A 20,055-nucleotide genomic window follows, 5' to 3' on the forward strand; every position below is an offset into this window, starting at 1 on the left:
CGGCGGGCCTTTTCTTTTTCTGCTTCCCGCAAGGGAGGAACCCGGATGTCCAACATGCCAGACAAACCAGACACCTGGGCGGTTGCCCTTGCGTGGTTGAGCCAGCATTCGCCTTTACTGTACGCAGCCGGCCTGTCCTGCGCCATGGCCGTACTGCGAATCACCTACGGTGGTGGCACTCGCCGGCAGATGCTGGTCGAGGGTGCGATCTGCGGCGGCCTGACCCTGACAATCATCAGCGGCTTCGAGTTCTTCGGCCTGCCACAGAGCATGGCTGCCTTTGTTGGTGGGTGGGTTGGCCTCCTTGGAGTGGAAAAGGTTCGTGCGATTGCTGATCGCGTTACCGACTTCAAGCTGCCGGCCCGCAAGACTGACTGAGCCGCGCCACAAATTCGAGGTGCGCCGTTTCGTGGCGCACGAAGACACCTATGCCCATACACACCGCCGCTGGCTCGAGGATCGTCCTCAAGCCGGCTGATCCATTGCCACCCTCCCCTGAGGTCGCCATGCCAACCAAGTCTGAACTGTTGATCATCACCAGCACCGAGCACATGTGTGACGCCGAACTCGCGGGGCTGACTGACAAAGCACGTCTGGTCATGTGGTTGCAAGAAGGCGCCCCGACGGAGCTGAAGTCCAGCGAGATCGAGGACGGCTTGTGCCGCTGCTCGGAATCCCGCGAGGCGTACTGGGGTCATGCGTTGCGTAGTCATGTCGAGCCGCTGAAGGCTATCGAGGGTATGGCGCTTGGCGTCAGCCTTGAACCGCTGGAGTCGGCAATCATGTCGACAGCCGGCCTGCTGGCAGGCGCTACGGGCAAGACAGCCGAGCGACTGGACAAGCACCTCGCTCAACTGCTGGATATCCAGCTGAATCAGGTGGCTGCTCATGAGTGACAAGGCCGATTACTACCAGATGAAGGGCATTGTCAGCGAGATGACGCCTGAGGAGCAGGCCGAGGTGCTGAAGGCTGAAGGGGATGTAATCGCTATCGCCAAGCAGTCGGAGAAGGCGCTGATCGGTGCGCTGATGGCAATGATCAAGCTCAGTCTTGAGGTGTGAAGGATGGCCAGCAGCTCACCCTGGCATCACCTCTACAACACCAAGCGGTGGTACCGTCTGCGCTGGCACCAGTTGCAGGCTGAGCCGCTGTGTCGTCGATGCAGCTCTCAGGGGCGAACAGTCGAAGCCAAGATCGCAGACCATGTCATCGCACACCGCGGTGACGAAGCGCTGTTCTTTGATGGAGGCAATCTGCAGAGCCTCTGTAAGCAATGCCACGACAGTGCCAAGCAGCGCCAAGAGAAGACTGGCGTTGTGGTCGGCTGTGACGTAAATGGTCTGCCGATCGACCCAAACCACCATTGGAATCGCCAGCGCAGCGCCAAATGAGAGCGTTTCTCGACTGCCGCCAATGTAGCACGCCACAGCCCCTAGGGGAGGGTCAAAAAGTAGGGATTCTCATCTAGCAAGACCGCCCTCGCCCCTCTTTACGCAAAAAGCCAGAATTGGAGCCTTTTTTTTGAAAGGCAGAACGCCAGCTCCCACGGCCCAGAAAAAGGTCACCGGAACATCGCGCCCGGCTCGGGAAAACAAGCGCGAACCGCAGCTCCCCGTTGCCTCCTACCAGCCTCCTCCGTCCCACATGACCGTGGAAGGCCAGGCTGTCTGGAAAGTCTTCTGCCCGCTTGCGTCCTCAATGGGCGTTCTGGCTGAGGCCGACCTGCAGACCTTGGAGCGCCTGTGCGAAGTCGCTGCAGAGGTCCGGCGGTTGACCAACGTCATTGCCCAAGAGGGCCATACCTACACAACCGAGAACGGGCTGATCAAGGCGCATCCGGCGGTCGCTATGGCGGCTGACGCTGACCGCCGGCTTCTGTCCTACCTAACCCATTTCGGCATGACACCAGCCGCACGTTCCAAGGTCCAGGCCATTGGCGAACCCCCGAGCAAAGACCCAGAAGACGAATTCTTCAACTGAGGTCAAGAAGGTTTCCTATGAGGTCGATCCTGTAACCGCTTGGGCCCAGGACGTTCAATCCGGCAAGGTACTGGCCGGGCCTGATATCCGGAATGCGTGCGGCCGCCATCTTCGCGACCTAGAGGATGGACCCAAGCGTGGCCTGGTGTGGGATGTCGCGAAGGCCAGCCGGGCGATCCGGTACTTCAGCACGGTGCTCAAGCTCAACGGCGGCGAGCACGAAGGCAAGCCTTTCGTTCTGCTGCCGTGGCAAGCATTCATCGTCGGCTCGATCTTCGGCTGGCTGGCTTCCGACGGCTTCCGGCGGTTCCGGACGGTGTACATCGAGTCTGGTAAAGGCTCGGGCAAGTCTCCATTGGCAGCCGGTATCGGCCTGTATTGCTTGACCTCAGATGACGAGCCGCGGGCCGAGGTGTATGCGGCCGCAACAAAGCGTGACCAGGCCATGATCTTGTTCCGCGATGCCGTGGCCATGGTTGATCAGTCGCCGGCCCTGACCAAGAAGATCAAGAAGTCGGGCCGCGATGAGAAGGTCTGGAACCTTGCGTATCTCGCAACTGGCTCGTTCTTCCGGCCGATCAGTTCTGACGATGGTCAGTCTGGGCCACGACCGCATTGCGCACTGATTGATGAGGTGCACGAGCACAAGAACAACAAGACCGTCGAATTCATGCGGGCCGGCACGAAAGGGCGCCGGCAAGCACTGATCCTGATGATCACCAACAGCGGCCATGATCGCACGTCGGTCTGCTACAGCTACCACCAGCTCGGGGTGAACGTCTGCGCGGCCGGCGCCAAGGGCGTCACGAAGCGGCATCGACACTTCAACGACAGCTTCTTCGCCTTTATCTGCTCGCTGGACAAGGGCGACGACCCGTTCAAGGACGAGAAATGCTGGGGTAAGGCGAACCCGTCACTGGGGCACACGTTCCAGCCGAAGTACCTGCGTGAGCAGGTCACCGATGCGAAAGGGATGCCTGCAAAGGCCAGCACCGTCAGGCGCCTGAACTTCTGCCAGTGGGTCGACGCAGCGAACCCGTGGGTCGAGATCGATACCTGGTTGTCGTGCTGCGCGAAGTTTGATCCGGACAAGCTGGCTGGCCAGACCTGCTTTGGCGGCTTGGACCTATCCGGCAAGCGTGACCTGACAGCACTGAACCTCTATTTCCCAGAGGCGGGGAAAGCCATCACCGAGTTCTGGACGCCGAAGGACACGTTGCTGGATCGGGCGGCGATTGATGGTGTGCCATATGAGGTCTGGCTGCAGGATGGTCACATCCATGCGCCTCCCGGCAAGGCGATCAATTACGCCTTCGTGGCCAAGCGCCTGGGAGAACTGGCGGCCAAGTACGACATCAAGTCGGTAGCTTTCGACCCGTACCACATGACCTACCTGGAAGCCGAGTTGGAGGCACAGGGTATCGAGTTGAACCTGGTTCCCCATGGGCAGGGGTTCAGGCCGGCCCGGGATTCGAATCTGTGGATGACCCACTCAATCGACCTGCTGGAGGATCTGATCCTCACCGGCAAGATCCAGGTGCTGGATAACCCATGCCTGACATGGAACGTGGCGTCGGCTGTGTTGGAGGCGGACGCCCAGGAAAACAGGATCTTCTCCAAGCGCAAGAAGACAGGCCGCATCGACGGCGCTGTCGCAATGGCAATGGCCGTAGGCGCTGCCAACCAGGCCGAGACGAAGCCGGAAAAGAGCCTCTCGGATCACATAACCAAACACGGAATCAGAACCCTATGACTCCTGAACAACAGACGCCTCGTGAAGATGAGGTGTCGGCCCTCGCTCGCCTGCGCGAAAGCCTGCCGGATGTGGTCGGCATGGTCGGCTTTGGCCTACTCGCGCGCGGTCTCTGGGTTGGCTTTGGTGAGGCCGTGGCGCTATCGGTGTGCGGGGTGATCCTCATGGCACTGTCGGCATATGCCGTCATTCGAGGAGGGAGCTGATGTTTAAGGCCCTGCTTGGGAGAAAGAACAATCCGCTGGCCATCGACACGCCGGAGAAACTGGCCCAGGCGATGGGCTCCGGCTACGAAACATCGTCAGGACAGCGCGTGACGACCTCCAGCGCTCTGCAGCAGTTGGTGGTCTTCAACTGCGTGCGCGTGCTGGCCGAGTCGATTGGCATGCTGCCGTGCCGTCTGATGAAACAGACGGACAAGGTACGCTTGCCGGCCACCGGCCACCGGCTTTTCCCGCTGCTGACCATGGCGCCGAACGGCTACATGACCTCCCAGGAATTCTGGGAAATGCTGGTCGCCTGCCTATGTCTGCGCGGCAACTTCTACGCCTACAAGGTCGAGGCCCTCGGCAATGTCGTCGAGCTGCTCCCACTCAATCCCGACATTGTCCAGCCGAAGCTGAACGACGACTGGACGGTTGAGTACAAGGTCGACTTCAAGAGCGGGCAGAAGACCCTAACGCAAAAAGAGATCTGGCACGTCCGCCTGTTCACGTTGGATGGTCTGAATGGTCTGAACCCGATCGCCTACGCCCGTCAGACTCTTGGCCTGGGCCAGGCGATGGACGCTCACGCCGGCAAGCTGTTCACCAACGGCGCGGTAACCAGCGGCGTGCTGCGCACCGAGCAAACCCTGACCGACGAGGCGTTCGCCAGGCTGAAGGAAGAGTTCCAAGGCGAGCACATGGGGGCGGCGAACGCCTACAAGCCCATGATTCTGGAGATGGGTCTGGACTGGAAGCCGATCAGCTTGAACGCCCAGGACGCCCAGTTCATCGAGTCCAAGCGCATGACCGAGGCGCAGCTTTGCGGCCTCTTCCGCGTGCCGCCGCACCTGGTGGCGAACATGGAAAAGATGACGCTCAACAACGTTGAGCAGATGGGCATGAACTTCGTGAACTACTCACTGGTGCCGATCATCACGCGCGTGGAGCACCGGATACGGGTCGGCCTGCTCAGTGAGAAAGATCGCCTCACCCACTACGCCAAGTTCAACGCTGGCGCCTTGATGCGCGGCGACCTCAAGGGGCGCTACGACTCCTACGGCAAGGGCATTCAGTGGGGAATCCTGAGCCCGAACGATTGCCGTGAGCTGGAGGACGAGAACCCTCGCGAAGGCGGCGACATTTACCTGACCCCAATGAATATGACTACCAAACCAGAGGCTGACGACGATGCAGACAAAGCAGCGCCTTGATCTGCCGTTGACCATCAAGTCGGTCAGCGATAGCGGCGAGTTCGAGGGCTATGGCTCGGTGTTCGGCGTCGAAGACAGCTACGGTGACGTGGTTGTTCGTGGCGCCTTCGCGGCGAGCCTTGCCAAGTGGAAGGAAAAGGCCCGGCTTCCAGCCATGCTCTGGCAACACCAGATGAGCGAGCCGATCGGCGTGTACACCGAGATGCGCGAGGACGACGTTGGCCTGTACGTGAAAGGCCAGCTGCTAACGGAGGCTGATCCGCTGGCCAAGCGCGCCCATGCGCACATGAAGGCCGGGAGCCTCACCGGCATGTCAATCGGCTACATGCTCGATGACTACGAGTATGACAAGGAGAAAGGCATCTGGCTGCTGAAGGCGATCGACTTGTGGGAAGTCTCCCTGGTCACCTTCCCGGCCAACGATGAGGCCCGGATCACCGATGTGAAATCTCTGCTGGCCCGCGGCGAGACCCCGCCGCCCAGCAAAGTGGAGCGAGCCCTGCGAGAGGTAGGGTTTTCTGGCTCCCAGGCCAAGGCCTTTATGGCCAAGGGCTACAGCGCAGTTTCACCGCGAGAGGCGGGTGTGGGCGAAGCGCTTGATTCCCTCAAATCCATTTTCGACAAACTCTGAAAGGGGGCACCCATGCCTGTAGATATTCAAGATGTGAAACAGGTCGCCGAAGAGCTCGGCGGTAAGTTCAACGAGTTCAAGGAGAAGAACGACAAGCGCATCGATGCGCTGGAGGCGGAGAAGGGAAAGCTTTCCGGCCAGGTCGACACCCTGAACGAGAAGCTGGGCGAGCTTGATGAACTCAAGACGTCGCTCGAGCAGGAACTGGCCGCGCTGAAACGCCCCGACGGCTCCGGCACCAAGGCTGCGAGCGAGCACAAGACCGCATTCATGCAGTTCGTTCGCAAGGGCATCGACACCGGCCTCGGCGACCTGCAGGCCAAGGCGCTGCAAATCGGCAGCGATGCCGACGGCGGCTACGCAGTGCCGGAGGAACTGGACCGCAGCATCATCGAGCTGCTGAAAGACACCTCGCCAATGCGCCAGGTGTGCAACCAGATCACCGTTGGCACGCCAGACTACAAGCGTCTGGTCAGCCTGGGTGGCGCCGGCTCCGGCTGGGTTGGCGAGACTGCTGCACGTCCCGCGACCGGCACTCCGACCCTGGGCCAGATCGCCGCGTTCATGGGTGAGATTTACGCCAACCCGCAGGCAACCCAGACCAGTCTGGACGACATCTTCTTCAACGCTGAGGTCTGGCTGAATGGCGAGGTCGCGCGCGAGTTCTCGGAAAAAGAGGGCGCAGCCTTCACCAGCGGCGATGGCGTGAACAAGCCCAAAGGCTTCCTGGCCTACGATCTGGTCTTGGACGACGACAAGACCCGCGCCTTCGGCAAGCTGCAGAAGCTGATCTCGGGTACCGCCGGCGGCTTCAATGGCGACAAGATCATCGACTTGATCCATTCGCTGAAAGCAGGCTACCGAGCCAATGCCCGCTTCATGATGACCAACCTGACCGTGGCCTACGTCCGCAAACTGAAGGACAGCCAGGGTAACTACCTGTGGCGCCCAGGCCTCGAGGCTGACAAGCCATCCACCCTGCTTGGCTACGGCATTGTTGAGAACGAGGACGTGCCGGACGTTGCCGCTGACGCCAACGCCATCTCGTTCGGTGACTTCCAACGCGGCTACACCATCGTGGATCGCATCGGCACCCGCGTCCTGCGCGACCCCTACACCAACAAGCCATACGTGGGCTTCTACACCACCAAGCGCGTCGGCGGCATGCTCGTCGATTCCCAGGCGATCAAGGTTCTGACCCTGAGCGCTGCCTGATCGAGCGGGCGCCTTCGGGCGCCCTCTCTGTGGAGGATGTATGCCGAAGATTTCCGTTGAAACGTCGTTCAAGTTCGCTGAGGACGGCAACGAGGTGATCGAGGTTCAGGTTGGTGAGCAGGTTGTTTCCGACCGCTGCGCCCTGGTTGCTGTAGAGCACCTGGGAGTGGCCACCTACCTTGACGGTTCGGGTGCGATGGAAACTGACCCACTGAAAATGAACGTGCCGGAGCTGAAAGAGTGGCTGACGGCGAAGGGTATCGCCTTCGATGCCGCGGCGAAAAAGCCAGAGCTGCAAGCCTTGGTGCCGAAAAATGATTGACCTCGGCACCGTGAAGGCGCACCTGCGGGTGGATGGCGACGAAGAGGACAGCCTGATCCAAGGGTACACCGACGCCGCCCTCAGTACGTTCGAACTGTGGACGAACCGCAAGCTGATCGCTGAGGGTGAGGCTCTGCCAGATCCGGTCGGCAACGCACTGGTGTTCAGCAAAGCGATCCAACAGGGAGCGCTGTTGCTGATCGGCCACTGGTATGCGGCTCGGGAAGCGGTTGTCACCGGCACAATCGCAACCGAACTGCCCATGGCCACCAATGCCCTGTGGCTACCGCACCGCTGGGCAAATGTATGAGAGCCGGCCCAATGCGTCATCGTCTCACGCTGCAGCGCGAGGTCGAGACCCGTGTCAGAGGCGGCGGGGCCGAAGTTGAATGGCAGGACCTGGGCAAGGTCTGGGCGGAGATCGCCTTGCCCAGTGGGCGCCTGGCACCAGTCGCCGAAGGTATCCAGAGCCTGGTAACTGCCGAGATCCGGATTCGTCCGCGCCCGGATGCTGTCGCTGGCTGCCGCCTGGTGGAGACCGTGCGCGGCGTCAGCACCACTTACCTGATTCACGCGGCCCTGTCGGACAACGCGAACAGCATGCTCCGCCTGCTCTGCTCCAACGTCATCAACCCTTGAGGACATCACCATGCGAGTGAAAGCTCTGGCCAGTATTTCTGGCCCAATGGGCCGCAAGGCCCCAGGCGATACATTTTCGGTACCGGACGATGAGGGAGCCGCCCTCTTACTCCGGGGCGTTGTCGAGGAGGTTGCCGAGCCTGCTCCCGATGAGGGCCCTGCGCCGGCAGCGAAGCCGGCCAAGTCGCGGAAGGCCTGACCATGGCTCGTCGGTCGAGGTTGTCCGGTGATTTCAAGCTTCGCCGGACACTGCGCAACATTCACCAGACGATGGATAACGAGGTGAAGGTCGCCATGCAGGATGGCGCAGACCGCATTCTGGAGAGCATGCGCGAGTTCGTTCCGAAGGACACAGGCGAAGGGGCTGCTGCACTGAGCGCCTTTGTGTCGAAGAGCGGCCTGGATGCGCAGATCGGCCTACGTGGGAAGAAGGCCAACAGGAAGTATTACTACCTAAGGTTTATCGAGTACGGCACTAAGGGATACACCGAGGGCAAGCGCTCCGGAGGCCGCAATAAGCGGGTCACCAACAAGTCCGACGGCAAAAGCTTCTTCGGCAAGTATCCGGACATTCCGGCTCGGCCGGCGCATCCCTGGCTGCGGCCGGCGCTCGACGTGAATCGTGAATTCGTCCTGGCCAACATCCGCGCGGCTGTGGCCCGCACGCTCAGGAAGGCCAGCGAGGGGGCAAGCGATGGCTGATCCATCCGTTGCATTACAGATCGCCCTGGCTGATCGGCTGGAGGCCGCTCTGGCTCCACTGAGCTGCCCGGTTTACGACGGGGCACCGCTCAATGCTCAGATGCCTTATGTGTCAATCGACAACGAGATCATCAACGCTGCTGACTTCCTGGCCAGTCGCATGGATGAGCGCTTGCTGTACCTGAGCGTCTGGAGCGATGCCAAGGGCCAACTGGAGGTGAAGCGCGTCATGGCTGCCATCGATGAGGCTTTGCACGAACAACCACTCCAGCTCGAAACGGGGCATGTCGTGTCGGTCCGCGTCCTGCGCAAGCAGTCAAACCGCGAACCGGACGGCGTCACCTACCAGGGCGCTGTGACCCTGCGCATTTACACCCAGCACTGATCTTTCACTGAACCACTGCCGCGCTGCGGCTCAATCACCTGTCCTCAGGAGGACTGCTTATGTCTACCAATACCGGCGCCGGCACGCGAATCTACATCGGCCCACGCCTCACCGCCGACCTGCCAGCAGACCACGCCGCTGCCGTCGCCCTGCTTTCTGGCCTGACCTACGTCGAGGTTGGCGAGGTGGAAAGCATCGGCGACTACGGCGACACCATCAACGACGTGACCTTCGCAGGCCTGGCCCAGGGCCGCGCCAAACACCTGAAGGGCCTGGCCGACGCCGGCACCTCTGAGCTGGTGGTTGCATTCGACGCTGACGATGCCGGCCAGCTCAAACTGGTCGAAGCCTTCCTCGATCGCTCGCGCTATGACTATCCGATCAAGATCGTCTATGTCGACGGTGAGACCGACTACTTCGCCGCCAAGGTGATGAGCAACAAGAAGTCCGGCATCACCGTCGAAGGCGTGCTCAAGCGCAACGTCACCCTCGGCATCAACTCCGAAATCTACGAGGTCATCACGCCGTAACGAGCGGCGTACAGCTCCCTGCTGTGCGGTCAACCTGGCCGCACGCTTCTTCTCTTTCCCCAAGGAATCATTCCATGTCCAAGACCACCCACGGCATCACCACCGTCACCGTTGGCCAGCAGACCTTCGAGCTGAAGCCCACCCTCAAGGCCGTGCGCAATATCGAGGCCCGCTTCGGCGGCATCGGCCCAGCCATCGGCGAACTGAATCATCTGAAAACCAGCGCTATCGCGGCGGTGCTGTTGATCGGCTCTGGCCAGGATTTCAAGCCGAAGGATATCGAGGCGCTGGAAGAGCAGATCTTCGAAGCAGGCATTGCCGAGGTAAACCCACAGGTCGTTCGGTACGTTGTCGCGCTCCTGAATCCAGGCGGCAAATCGAAGGCTGAGCTGGACGCAGAAGCCGAGTCGGGAAACGAGTAAGCCGACCAGGCAACGGCAGCTATGTCGATGAGCTGTACGAGCTGGCCACCGGCTGGCTCGGCTGGTCGCCCCGTGATGCATGGGAGACACCCATAATCGAAATCCTCATAGCCTGGGAGGCCAAGGTGAAGTTCCTGCGGGCGAGCAACCCATTCGGCAGCGGCGAGCCGGCCAAGCCGGACAAGACCGTTGCCGCCAAGGAACTCCGCATGGGCCTGCGTGTTGCGGCGATGGGGCGATCGAAAGAAAAGTGATGTGAAACGACCCGCTTCGGCGGGTTTTTGCGTTTAAGGGGGGGCATATGGCCGACGGCGACATTCAGGGCATGCTGGTTCGGATCGAGGCCACCACGGCACAGCTCCGTCAGGAGATGGCGCGGGGCGAATCCTCGGTCGCCAATGCTGCGGGCAAGATCGATGGCAGCCTGGGGCGGATCGACAGCGCGTTCGACCGGACTGAGCAGAACGCGACGACGCTGCAGCAGGCGATCAGTTCGGCATTTACCGGGATTGGTGCGGCCTCTGCCGCTGCGGTGGCCGGCCTGGTGGCTATCACCAGCCGGACCACAGAGTACGCCCAGGAGGTGAAGAACCTCGCAGCCCTGTCGAACACGTCGGTGGATGACTTCCAGCGCCTGGCCGCCGGCGCCAAGACCGTCGGCATCGAGCAGGAAAAGCTGTCCGATATCTACAAGGACATGAACGACCGCGTCGGCGAGTTTCTGGCGCGCGGCGGTGGCGAGATGGCCGATTTCTTCAAGGAGATCGCGCCGCAGGTCGGTGTCACTGCCGAGATGTTCGCCAAGCTCTCCGGTCCCCAGGCGCTGCAGCTGTACTACAGCTCGCTGGAAAAGGCCGGGCTGAGTCAGCAGCAAATGACCACCTACATGGAGTCCGTGGCCGACGAAGCGACGGCGCTGATTCCGCTGCTGAAGGACAACGGCACCGGTTTCAGAACCTTCGGGGATCAGGCCGAGAGGGCTGGCCGAATTCTGAGCCAGCTTGAGATCGACCGGTTGGTCGAGGTGCGCCAGTCCATCGTCAACCTGCAGGGCGCTTTCGACGGCGCCTCTCGCCAGTTGGTGTCGGGCATGCTGCCGGGCATGGAGGGGCTGGCCGATCTGTTCGACCGCCTCTCGGGCGGCGGTGCTGCTGAAGCGCTGGGCCAGGCGATTGGCTTTCTTGCCGAGCACCTGAACGTCCTGGCGGCCGTGATGGGTGGGAAAGTCGCGGCAGCATTCGTGGGATACATCCAGACAATCGGCGAATCAGCGTCGGCCTCCCTGCAGGCACGGACCGCGAACATCACTCAGGCCGCGAGTGCTGTCGAGGTGGCCAAGGCCAACCAGATTGCCGCGCAGTCGGCTGTGGTGCGCGCGGAGAAAGAAGCCATCGCAGCGCGCGGTACAGCTGTGCAGACGCAGATGTCTATCCAGCTGGCTGAAGCGCGTTTGGCCGAGCGCGCCGCGACCACCCAGCTTGCAGCAGCCCAGGCCGGCCTGAAGGCCGCATCGGGTGGCGTCATGGCAATGCTGGGCGGCCCGGCAGGCATCGCTGCACTCGCCGTAGGAGCGGGAATCGCGTTCCTGACGATGCGGGACAACACGTCCACGCTGGAGAAGAAGCTCGGCGATCTCGCGGACCCACTGGATAAGCTCATTGAGCGCTTCAAACAGCTGAACAGAGCGACCCAGGCCGTTACCCTGCGAGAGCTCCAAACCAAAATCGATGAGACTCAGCGCAAGCTGAACGAAACAACGGGCGCTATTGCTGACCGCTTCGAAAGCGATCTGCGTAACTTGGGGGCGGCTGGCGCTGACGGGCTGATGGCGGGCCTGGCGCCGCTTCCAGAAGACGTACAGGCGGCATTGGACCAGGTGCGCAAAGCAGCCCAGGATTCGGCTGCAGGTATGGCGGTCGATTGGAAGGCGGTGGCCGATGAGGTACGCAAGGTTCCAGGTGTATCCGAGTCGATGGCGCAAGCCATCGAGGAGGGGCAGATTCGCGCCTCTGATCTCGGCGTTACGCTGCAAAAACTCAACGGTGACTTGAAAGCGCTGACTGCCTCTATCAAGGAAGACACGGTCGCAACCCACGAGAACAACGCCGCCAAGGACGGCATGTCGGCCACCGAAGAAACCTACCTGCAAGCCCTGCAGAAGCGCAGTGCCGCCCTGGAGGACGGCAACAGCGAGACGAAGAAGGCCACCCGCTGGCTGAGCGAGCAGAAGAACGTCACCGAGGAAGGTCGCAAGGCCATCCTGGCTGAGGCTGAGGCCGCGGATAAACAGCGTGAGGCCAAAGAGGCGGCGACCAAGGCCGCTCAAGCTGCTACGGGCGCTGGCAAGCAGGCTGCTTCCGAGGCCAAGAACCAGGCCAAGGCGCTGGCGGACCTGCAGGCTCAGGCCGAGATCGCGGTCCGCAGTGCCCAGGGCCTGGCGGCTGCGTATCTGGACGGCACCGACAAGTCGCGCGAGTTCGGCATCCAGCAGAAGGTGGAGGAAGCGCTGCTTAAGGCTGGTGCCGGGGCGCGCAAGGAAGTGGAGGCTGCGATCCGTGGCCAGGCAGACGCCGAGGATCAGCTCGCTGCTGCAAAGTCTGCCTACGACCTGGGCAAAGAGACCGAGGACATCCTCGCCCAGGCGACCGCCACGCTACAAGGCACGGCTGCGCTGGAGGCGTACAACGTCCAGAAGGCGATGCAGGTTGCCCTGGCCGGGAAGAACGTCGCTGTCGGCAGCCAAGAGTATGAGCAGCTGCTGGCCGCGACCAAGGCCCAGCAGGAGGCCGTGAGGATCGCCAAGCAGGCGTCGGATGCTGGCGGCATCATGGATCGGCTGTATCCCGAGAAGAAGCTGCTGCGCGAATACACCGAGGCGCAAGCGGCCTTGAACCAGGCCATGCAGCTGGCCCCGGACAAGGCTGCCGAGTACCAGGATGCCCTGCGCCTGCTGGGCCTTGAATACGAGCAAAACAAGAACGCGGCGACCGCCTGGGGCAAGTTCACCGAGGGCGCGGTGGACCGTGTCGACGAAGCTTTCGCTGGCGCCTGGAAGAACATCGGCGACGGCTTCGGCAGCTTCGCCACCAGTCTGAAGGATGGCTTCAAGCAGCTGCTGGCCGAACTGGCACACATGGCCATCACCCGCCCGATTGTGATGCAGATCGGTGCCGCGCTGGGCGTGGGCGGGCTGTCTGCTCAGTCCTCCGGCCTGGGCGGCGGTGGCATGGGTTTGCTTGACATGGCATCCAAAGCATTCGGTATCGCAAACTCCGGCTTTGGCAGTGCTGTCTCTGCTGGCTGGAGTGCTGGTGAAGGCTTCCTGGGCGGCATGCAGAGCGCGATCAGCGGTGGTTACAACTACCTCAGCAGTGGCCTCAGTAGCTTGTTCAGTAGCGGATCAGCAGCGGCTGGCACCGGCTCTACGATTGCAGGCTATACAAGCCCAGCTTTCCAGAACTGGGTGGGTGCGCAACAGGCTGCGGCCTATCAGGTCAGTGGCTTGACGCAGGGCCTGTCGGGCATAGGAGGTGCCATCTATGGCTACGGGCAATCTGGCATCAAAGGTGCTGTGACAGGCGGCCTTGGCGGCTGGGGAGGATCGCTCGCTGGTGGCGCCGCAGGCACTGCCTTGGGCACCGCTATTGGAGGAACCCTTGGATCGGTTCTGCCTGGCATCGGCACAGCCATTGGTGCAGCCCTGGGCAGCTACCTCGGTGGCTCGCTGTTCGGCGGGTCGTGGCAAACCAAAGACGTTGGGCTTTCGCTCGGGGTCAGCAATGGCGACTTCGCAGGTCGTCAATACGAGTACCAGAAGAAAAAGGGCGGGCTGTTCAGCTCGAACAAGAAGCGCACTCGCTACTCGGCGCTTGACCCGGAAACCCAGGCCGCCCTGGACGCGACCTATGACGCCACCGAGGGCTCGGTTCTCGATCTGTTCGACCGTCTCAATGTCGAGCTGAATGATGGCGTGCTCGATGGTTTGAATATCGGCGCGCAGAAGATCAGCACGAAGGACAAAACGGCTGAGGAGATCCAGGCCGAAATCGCCAAGTGGTTCGGTGGTGTGGCCGACTCGATGGTTTCTGCTGTGGATGCTGCTACAGCAGCTGGCCTTGGCGGCTACAACTTCGAAGGCCTCACCGCGTTCGTGCAGAACCTGGAGGGCGTCAACGAGGTTGTACGCTACTTGAACGTCGGCATGTACGACATGTCCGTGGCGGGCGGCAAGCTGGCTGAGCAGCTGACGGCGATTGCGGGCGGGCTGGATGTGTTGCAGAGCAATGCTGCGACCTATTACGGCGCGTTCATCAGCGAGTCGGAGCGCATGGACGATACGCTCGATGCCGTCACCCGGGCGTTTGTTGCAGCGAACCAGACGCTGCCAGAAACCCGTACCGGCTTCCGCGACATGGTCGAGTCGATCGATACGACCACCCAGGCGGGCATGGGAATGTTCGCCACGCTGATGGCGCTGTCGGGCCAGGCCGCAACGTACTACGACATCCTGGAGCAGCGGGCGAATGCCGCCGCTGTAGCAGCCGCGCAGAGCGCGAACGACAGTGTGAATGCCGCCTTCGCAGCCATACAGCGCGCTGTCGCTGCTCAGCAGAAGGCGATCAGCAAATCGCTGGCGGACGCCAACAGCCGCATCAGCGACCTGACTGGTATTAGCAACGCCCTGGGCAGTGCACTGAAGCAGTTGCGCGGTACCGGTGACGATGCCGTGCGCATGCTCCGCAGCCAGGCCCAGGCCACGCTGCAGTCGGCGCTGGCGATCGCCAAGGCAGGCGGCAGCTTGTCCGGGTTTGCCGGCCTGACGGACGCCCTGGACGTGCTGGGCTCCAACAATACCGACCTGTACGGGTCGCTGGAGGAGTTCAACCGGGACCAGGGCCGCACTGCGAACGCCGTCGCGGAGCTGAACAAGCTGAACGGAAAGCAGCTGTCTGCCGCTGAGAAAAGCGCTATGGCAATGCAAGCCCAGCTGGATGCACTGGACGCCCAGCTCGAGTTCGCTCAGGCCCAGGTGGATGCGCTCAACGGTATCGACAACTCGGTGAAGTCGGTTGCCGAAGCGGTCAAGGCAATGAACTCCACTGTGGTTGCCGCGCTGCAAGTGCAGCCCAAAGGGGCGGCTCAAGCGAACACTCCGCAGAACAACCAGAAGATTATCGACACGATCTACAGTGATGTTCTCGGTCGCGGGACAGTTGGCGATGAAGCGGGCGCAGCGTTCTGGGCCAATGCTTTGCAAAGCGGAACCGCAACCTACCAAGACGTGGCCGCATCCATCGCAAAAGCCGCCCTAGGCAACAGTGCTGAGTCGTTGGCCAGTAAGCAAGCGGCGCTGGATTATCTAAACAAAAACGGACTTCCGGCCTATGCGTCCGGCGGTTTGATCACTGGCCCCGGCACAGGCACGAGCGACAGCATCATCGCCAGGCTCTCGAACGGCGAATACGTCATGAGTGCCGATGCGGTGCGCATGTTCGGTACCGGCCTGCTCGATCAGATGAACGCCGGGCGCCTGCCGGCGTTCGCCCAGGGCGGTCCGGTGCTGGACATCCCGAGCCCGAACCAGGTCTTCGGATCGAGTCGAGCGGACGTGATGAGCGGAGTCAGTGACAACGGAGCGCTACTGGCCAAGTTCGAGCAGCTGCTCGAAGCAAACAAGTCGCAACGCTTCCAGATCGCCAAGTACGCCAAGCAGGTCGCTGAGCTGCTTCAGAAGTGGGATGTCGAAGGCGCGCCAAAAGAAAGGGATTACGCATGAGAGTGATCAAACCGATTGTGATCGGCGAAGCCCAGTTGGTCAGCAGCAATGTGCCGGAAACGGATTATCCGGCCTGGGCTGCAGCGACGGCCTACACCAAGGGGCAGCGGGTGATTCTTGCCCATGTCGTCTACGAGGCCCTGGTCGACGTGCCTGCTGGAGTGAAGCCGGGGGATGAGGTGGTCACCGCCGAGGCCCCAGCCAAGTGGCTTGAGGTTGGAGCCACAAACCGCTGGCGAATGTTCGACAACAAGGTCGAGTCGTTGACCACCAATCCTGGGTCGGTCGAGGTCACGATCCGCCCGGGTGCGGTAGTCAACTCGCTGGCCTTGTTCAACCTCAAGGGCCGGTCGGTCACCGTCTCAATGGTCGACCCGCTCGAGGGCGAGGTGTACCGGAAGGAAGTCAGCCTCATCGATGCCGGGGTGACCAATTGGTACGACTGGTTCTTCGAGCCTATCGGTGTGCGCACCGACCTGGTTGTGCTCGACATGCCGGCGTATGGGTCGGCTGACATCGTGGTGACGGTAGAGGCTGCCGACGAAGCCGCCGTGGGGCACATGGTCATCGGTGCGGTGAAAACTATCGGTGTGGCGCTCTACGGCAGTTCTGTCGGGATCACCGACTACAGCCGCAAAACCACCGACGACTTCGGCAATGCCACCGTGATTCAGCGCTCGTATTCCAACCGCGCCGAGTTCGACGTGTCGCTCGAAACCTCCGAGGTGGCGCGCGTGCGCCGGCTACTGGCCGAGTTGCGAGCCACACCCGTGGTCTGGATCGGCGAGGAAAGCTACGAGGCCACCATCCTGTTCGGCTTCTACAAGGACTTCCAGATCGTGTTTTCAGGGCCGACCGTGTCCGACTGTTCCATTACTGTTGAAGGGGTTATTTGATGGCCATTCCTGTTATTTCCGATTTGCCGCCGGCGCCGACGCGCAGCGATGGTCCGGGCGATTTCACGCCCAAGGCTGACGCCATGATCGGCGCACTTCAGCCTTTGGTGGTGCAGATCAACATCGCTACTCAGTGGATGGCTGGGCAACTGACTGAGGCTCAGGCTCAGGCTGCCGCTGCGGGAGCCTCCGCAGGAGCAGCGGCAGAATCTGCTGACACTGCCGCCCAACAAGTGCAGCTTGCCGCCGACCAGGTCGGTCTTGCGAACACCGCTCGCACGGGCGCGGAAGCTGCGCGCGACGACGCCCAGGCCGCAGCTATTGCAGCTGGTGCCGCTGCCGGCCTGCCACCGGAGCGGGTGCCCTTCTCAGTGCTGCAAATCAACGGCGCTGGGGCTGTGAGCTGGGGCTATGGCACGCCTGACGCAAGCGCCGCTGTTGTCGGGCAGGCGTTGATCCTCGGGCCTGGGAAAGTGCCGGCATGGGGATACGCTGGCGATCAGATTGGCGACATTCTTTATACGTCGCGGAACCCTGGCGCGGGCTATCTTCCATGTAATGGCGGAATCTACGCGCAATCTTCCTACCCGGTACTGTTTTCCCAACTTGGTTTGATCGGTGGCGAGCGTGCTGACAACTTTGTTGCGAAAAGTGCAACACCTCCTTTTGCCAATATGGCTTATGGTGATAACGGTGTGGTTCTTGGATGGTCTACCACTGCGGGAAGTATCGGTAACGTATATCGATCTACCGACTACGGTGTAACATTCAGTCTAGCCGCAACTGCCGTAGCAGTTAACGTCCCGCTTCTCATGCTTCACATCGGCGGAAGTAACTGGATAGCCCCTATGAATAGTTCCGGCCAGTATCAGCTTAGCACCGATAACGGCTCCACTTTCACGCTAAAAACCATTAGTACAGGGGGTTATTTATTCGGTAACGCGGCGACCGACAAAGCCGGCACGGTCTTAATGACCGCTAACGATGTTGTCTATCGCTCGACTAACTACGGACTAACTTTTGAAAGGTTGAACACCTCTACTCGGGCTTTGTGCTACGCTGGTGGCGGTCGGTGGGTTGGAAGCTATCCGGGCAATTCAGGTCTTGTTAAGACTAGCGACGACGCTTTTAGCACCGCGCAGAACCGAAGCGTAAACGGCGCCATGATTGGCGAACCGTTTGCCATCGAGGCCGACGAAAGTTCAGGCGTTATTGTGGGGATTATTTCAGCTGCTGCGACAAATAACATGCTTGTCAGTTATGATCGTGGCGAGTCTTTCAATATACGCGGTTCAGGCGGCGCATACCAACCAACGGATCTAAATTTTGCAGGTGGCAACACTTGGCTAATTCATCATCGCCAAGGTAACTCTGCGCACGACACTCGAAAATCTACAGACGGTGCGAAAACATTCGTAGTCGGACCTACGGCCAACACTTCGGTATCTCCGTACAACTTTGTGTCTGAAAAGACTAAAGGCTATGTGATTGCAAACTGCCGTGCGGCTGGTGCGGGTAGCTATTCGCTAAGTTTCCCATCGTTTGGCTACGACACCAATACGCAGTTCAAACTACCGACCTTGTTGGAACAAGAAGGTTCTAATCCTTACGTACGAGCGCTTTAACATGATTACTCTTTACCAATGGGATACGCACGGCATTTACTTCGGCAGTGTCGAAGTAGACGAACACGGCCCGCTGCCAATGCGCAGTACGCCGACCGCGCCGCCCGAGCTGGTCGGAACAGAGGTGGCCCGCTGGACCGGTCAGGGGTGGGAGGTTCTGCCGGCCGCGCCGGAGCGTGAGCCAGTACCAGCGCCGGACTGGCCAGCTTTGATTGCTGCGCGCCGCTTCCTGGCCGAAACCGGTGGCGCAGTCGTCGAGGGCCTGACGGTCAACACCGAGCGCGACAGCCAGTCTCTGCTGACCGGTGCTGCATTCGCTGCCTCGCTCGATCCCGACTACCGCATCAAGTGGAAGACGGCGTCAGGTTTCGTTGAGCTGACGGGCGACCAGGTCATTGCGCTGGCCACCGCAGTGCGCGCACACGTGCAGGCCTGCTTCGACCGGGAGGCGGAGTTGCTGAGTGCCGTGGCTGACGGCTCGATCACCGTCGAGATGCTGGAGCAAGGGTGGCCGTAACAGCCTCGACCTGACGCAACCATCCCCGACCGCCTTGAGCGGTTTTTTTACGCCTGGAGAAAACCCATGCTGCAACAAATCCGCGCCTCGGCAATTGCCCCGGCGCTCAAACTGCTGCCTGCGAAAATGTCGGGTTGGCGCGCTGAGCAGATGCTGCTGAGCATCGGGCTACAGGAAAGCCGGCTGATCCATCGTCGGCAGATCGGCGGCCCGGCCCGAGGCCTCTGGCAGTTCGAGAAGGGTGGTGGTGTCCGTGGTGTGCTCGAGCACTCCAGCACTCAGACCCTGGCGCGCTCCGTATGCCAGGCCAGGGGCGTGCCGGCTACCGAAGCCGCTGTCTATGCCGCGCTGGAGCACGACGATGTGCTTGCTGCCGCGTTCGCCCGGCTTCTGCTGTGGACCGATCCTGCGCCGCTGCCTGCGGTGGGTGAGGTTCAGCGGGCATGGGCCTTGTACCTGCGCACTTGGCGCCCGGGCAAGCCGCACCGGCAGACCTGGGATGCTCTGTATGCCCAGGCAATGGAGGAGGCGGCATGAAGAAAGTCATCCTGCTGACCGTCGTGATCATGCTCCAGGGCTGCGCTGTCCAGGCCCTTAGCTATGCCGCCAACACTTACTGCGCGGCACCAGCGGATGTGCGCACCGCCAACCGCATCCTGGTCAACGCCTCGATCGCGCCGAATCGTGTCGAAGTCACCTGCGGTGGAGCATCAATCCACGGAGAAACTCCATGAATGATGAGTGGGTTTCGACCGAGCATACCGGCTACTTGATCAATCGCCGGGGCGATGTTTTTAACGAGAAGTCTGGGCGATTGCTTAAAGCTTGGCTTATGACAAATGGATACTGGGCTGTAACTATCCGTGGCGATGGCCGGAAAACCTGCTACGTCCACCGCCTGCTGGCTAAAGCGTTCCTCCCCAATCCAGACTCAAAGCCCTTCGTGAATCATATCAACGGGTTAAAGTCTGACAATTCACTTGCGAACCTAGAGTGGTGCACCCACGCAGAGAACATGGCTCATGCGAGAGAGACAGGACTATCCACTAGTCATCTCCGCGCAAATCAAGCGATGGTTGCTGCAACCCGTAAGCCGGTCGAGCAGATATGCATCGAGAGCGGAAGTGTCATTGCCGTGTTCGACGGCCTGCAGTGCGCTATGAGAGAAACAGGGCTGTCCTCTATTCGGCGATGCGTCTCAGGAATCCAAGCCGCAACTGGCGGCTTCGCATGGCGATACAAAG

At 61.1% G+C, this 20,055-nt stretch carries 25 protein-coding genes; all 25 read left to right on the top strand.

Annotation, left to right across the window (positions count from 1 at the left end; genetic code table 11):
* Positions 1-45: 45 nt before the first annotated feature.
* Positions 46-378, top strand: a complete 333-nt coding sequence (locus ACEWE8_RS24850; protein WP_046786657.1) for a phage holin, lambda family — start codon at positions 46-48, stop codon at positions 376-378.
* A 128-nt stretch (positions 379-506) separates the two neighbouring features.
* Positions 507-896 carry a hypothetical protein gene (locus ACEWE8_RS24855; protein WP_395589403.1) on the top strand — a complete coding sequence of 130 codons (390 nt, stop codon included), beginning with the start codon at positions 507-509 and terminating at the stop codon, positions 894-896.
* Positions 889-1,062: a hypothetical protein gene (locus ACEWE8_RS24860; protein ID WP_395589404.1), complete on the top strand. Its 174-nt coding sequence runs from the start codon at positions 889-891 to the stop codon at positions 1,060-1,062. The genes ACEWE8_RS24855 and ACEWE8_RS24860 overlap by 8 nt, the downstream gene beginning before the upstream one ends.
* Before the next feature lie 3 nt (positions 1,063-1,065).
* A complete protein-coding gene (locus tag ACEWE8_RS24865; protein ID WP_395589405.1) occupies positions 1,066-1,392 on the top strand; it encodes an HNH endonuclease in 327 nt (108 codons plus the stop codon).
* A 130-nt stretch (positions 1,393-1,522) separates the two neighbouring features.
* Positions 1,523-1,981 (top strand): phage terminase small subunit P27 family, encoded by a 459-nt coding sequence (locus ACEWE8_RS24870; protein WP_395589406.1) that lies wholly within the window; start codon positions 1,523-1,525, stop codon positions 1,979-1,981.
* Positions 1,935-3,734: a terminase large subunit gene (locus tag ACEWE8_RS24875; RefSeq protein WP_395589407.1), complete on the top strand. Its 1,800-nt coding sequence runs from the start codon at positions 1,935-1,937 to the stop codon at positions 3,732-3,734. The genes ACEWE8_RS24870 and ACEWE8_RS24875 overlap by 47 nt, the downstream gene beginning before the upstream one ends.
* Positions 3,731-3,940 (top strand): hypothetical protein, encoded by a 210-nt coding sequence (locus tag ACEWE8_RS24880; protein WP_395589408.1) that lies wholly within the window; start codon positions 3,731-3,733, stop codon positions 3,938-3,940. The genes ACEWE8_RS24875 and ACEWE8_RS24880 overlap by 4 nt, the downstream gene beginning before the upstream one ends.
* Positions 3,940-5,151, top strand: coding sequence for a phage portal protein (locus ACEWE8_RS24885; RefSeq protein ID WP_395589409.1), 1,212 nt, complete (start codon positions 3,940-3,942; stop codon positions 5,149-5,151). The genes ACEWE8_RS24880 and ACEWE8_RS24885 overlap by 1 nt, the downstream gene beginning before the upstream one ends.
* A complete protein-coding gene (locus tag ACEWE8_RS24890; RefSeq protein ID WP_164525042.1) occupies positions 5,129-5,782 on the top strand; it encodes an HK97 family phage prohead protease in 654 nt (217 codons plus the stop codon). Before ACEWE8_RS24885 ends, ACEWE8_RS24890 begins: the two co-directional genes overlap by 23 nt.
* A 12-nt stretch (positions 5,783-5,794) precedes the next feature.
* On the top strand, positions 5,795-6,997 hold the full coding sequence (locus tag ACEWE8_RS24895) for a phage major capsid protein (protein ID WP_395589410.1): 1,203 nt from the start codon (positions 5,795-5,797) through the stop codon (positions 6,995-6,997).
* A gap of 40 nt (positions 6,998-7,037) precedes the next feature.
* Positions 7,038-7,319 carry a HeH/LEM domain-containing protein gene (locus ACEWE8_RS24900; RefSeq protein ID WP_367904324.1) on the top strand — a complete coding sequence of 94 codons (282 nt, stop codon included), beginning with the start codon at positions 7,038-7,040 and terminating at the stop codon, positions 7,317-7,319.
* The gene (locus ACEWE8_RS24905) at positions 7,312-7,629 is read left to right on the top strand and encodes a head-tail connector protein (RefSeq protein WP_046786667.1); all 318 of its coding nucleotides are present in this window, start codon (positions 7,312-7,314) and stop codon (positions 7,627-7,629) included. Before ACEWE8_RS24900 ends, ACEWE8_RS24905 begins: the two co-directional genes overlap by 8 nt.
* An 11-nt stretch (positions 7,630-7,640) precedes the next feature.
* A complete protein-coding gene (locus ACEWE8_RS24910) occupies positions 7,641-7,958 on the top strand; it encodes a head-tail adaptor protein (protein ID WP_223255128.1) in 318 nt (105 codons plus the stop codon).
* A 201-nt stretch (positions 7,959-8,159) separates the two neighbouring features.
* Positions 8,160-8,660, top strand: coding sequence for an HK97-gp10 family putative phage morphogenesis protein (locus ACEWE8_RS24915; protein WP_046786670.1), 501 nt, complete (start codon positions 8,160-8,162; stop codon positions 8,658-8,660).
* Positions 8,653-9,045 (top strand): DUF3168 domain-containing protein, encoded by a 393-nt coding sequence (locus ACEWE8_RS24920; RefSeq protein WP_046786671.1) that lies wholly within the window; start codon positions 8,653-8,655, stop codon positions 9,043-9,045. The genes ACEWE8_RS24915 and ACEWE8_RS24920 overlap by 8 nt, the downstream gene beginning before the upstream one ends.
* A 59-nt stretch (positions 9,046-9,104) precedes the next feature.
* Positions 9,105-9,575: a hypothetical protein gene (locus tag ACEWE8_RS24925; protein WP_395589411.1), complete on the top strand. Its 471-nt coding sequence runs from the start codon at positions 9,105-9,107 to the stop codon at positions 9,573-9,575.
* Positions 9,576-9,649: 74 nt separating this feature from the next.
* Entirely contained in the window at positions 9,650-9,997 is a 348-nt protein-coding gene (locus ACEWE8_RS24930) for a hypothetical protein (RefSeq protein ID WP_395589412.1), read from the top strand.
* A 125-nt stretch (positions 9,998-10,122) separates the two neighbouring features.
* Complete coding sequence (locus ACEWE8_RS24935; protein WP_256671967.1) at positions 10,123-10,251, top strand: hypothetical protein; 129 nt, start codon at positions 10,123-10,125, stop codon at positions 10,249-10,251.
* Between the two features lie 47 nt (positions 10,252-10,298).
* On the top strand, positions 10,299-15,773 hold the full coding sequence (locus tag ACEWE8_RS24940; RefSeq protein WP_395589413.1) for a hypothetical protein: 5,475 nt from the start codon (positions 10,299-10,301) through the stop codon (positions 15,771-15,773).
* Entirely contained in the window at positions 15,770-16,669 is a 900-nt protein-coding gene (locus ACEWE8_RS24945) for a hypothetical protein (protein ID WP_282361236.1), read from the top strand. Before ACEWE8_RS24940 ends, ACEWE8_RS24945 begins: the two co-directional genes overlap by 4 nt.
* Positions 16,669-18,294 carry a hypothetical protein gene (locus ACEWE8_RS24950; RefSeq protein ID WP_395589414.1) on the top strand — a complete coding sequence of 542 codons (1,626 nt, stop codon included), beginning with the start codon at positions 16,669-16,671 and terminating at the stop codon, positions 18,292-18,294. Before ACEWE8_RS24945 ends, ACEWE8_RS24950 begins: the two co-directional genes overlap by 1 nt.
* A 1-nt stretch (position 18,295) precedes the next feature.
* Positions 18,296-18,811: a DUF4376 domain-containing protein gene (locus ACEWE8_RS24955; protein WP_395589415.1), complete on the top strand. Its 516-nt coding sequence runs from the start codon at positions 18,296-18,298 to the stop codon at positions 18,809-18,811.
* Between the two features lie 66 nt (positions 18,812-18,877).
* Positions 18,878-19,348, top strand: a complete 471-nt coding sequence (locus ACEWE8_RS24960) for a hypothetical protein (protein WP_395589416.1) — start codon at positions 18,878-18,880, stop codon at positions 19,346-19,348.
* Positions 19,345-19,545, top strand: a complete 201-nt coding sequence (locus tag ACEWE8_RS24965) for a hypothetical protein (protein ID WP_395589417.1) — start codon at positions 19,345-19,347, stop codon at positions 19,543-19,545. Before ACEWE8_RS24960 ends, ACEWE8_RS24965 begins: the two co-directional genes overlap by 4 nt.
* The coding region (locus tag ACEWE8_RS24970; protein ID WP_395589418.1) for an HNH endonuclease signature motif containing protein at positions 19,542-20,055 on the top strand (514 nt) is incomplete at its 3' end. The genes ACEWE8_RS24965 and ACEWE8_RS24970, both read left to right, overlap by 4 nt.

The organism is Pseudomonas sp. TR47, assembly GCF_044143025.1.
In the GTDB taxonomy this organism is placed as follows: Bacteria; Pseudomonadota; Gammaproteobacteria; order Pseudomonadales; family Pseudomonadaceae; genus Aquipseudomonas; species Aquipseudomonas putida_E.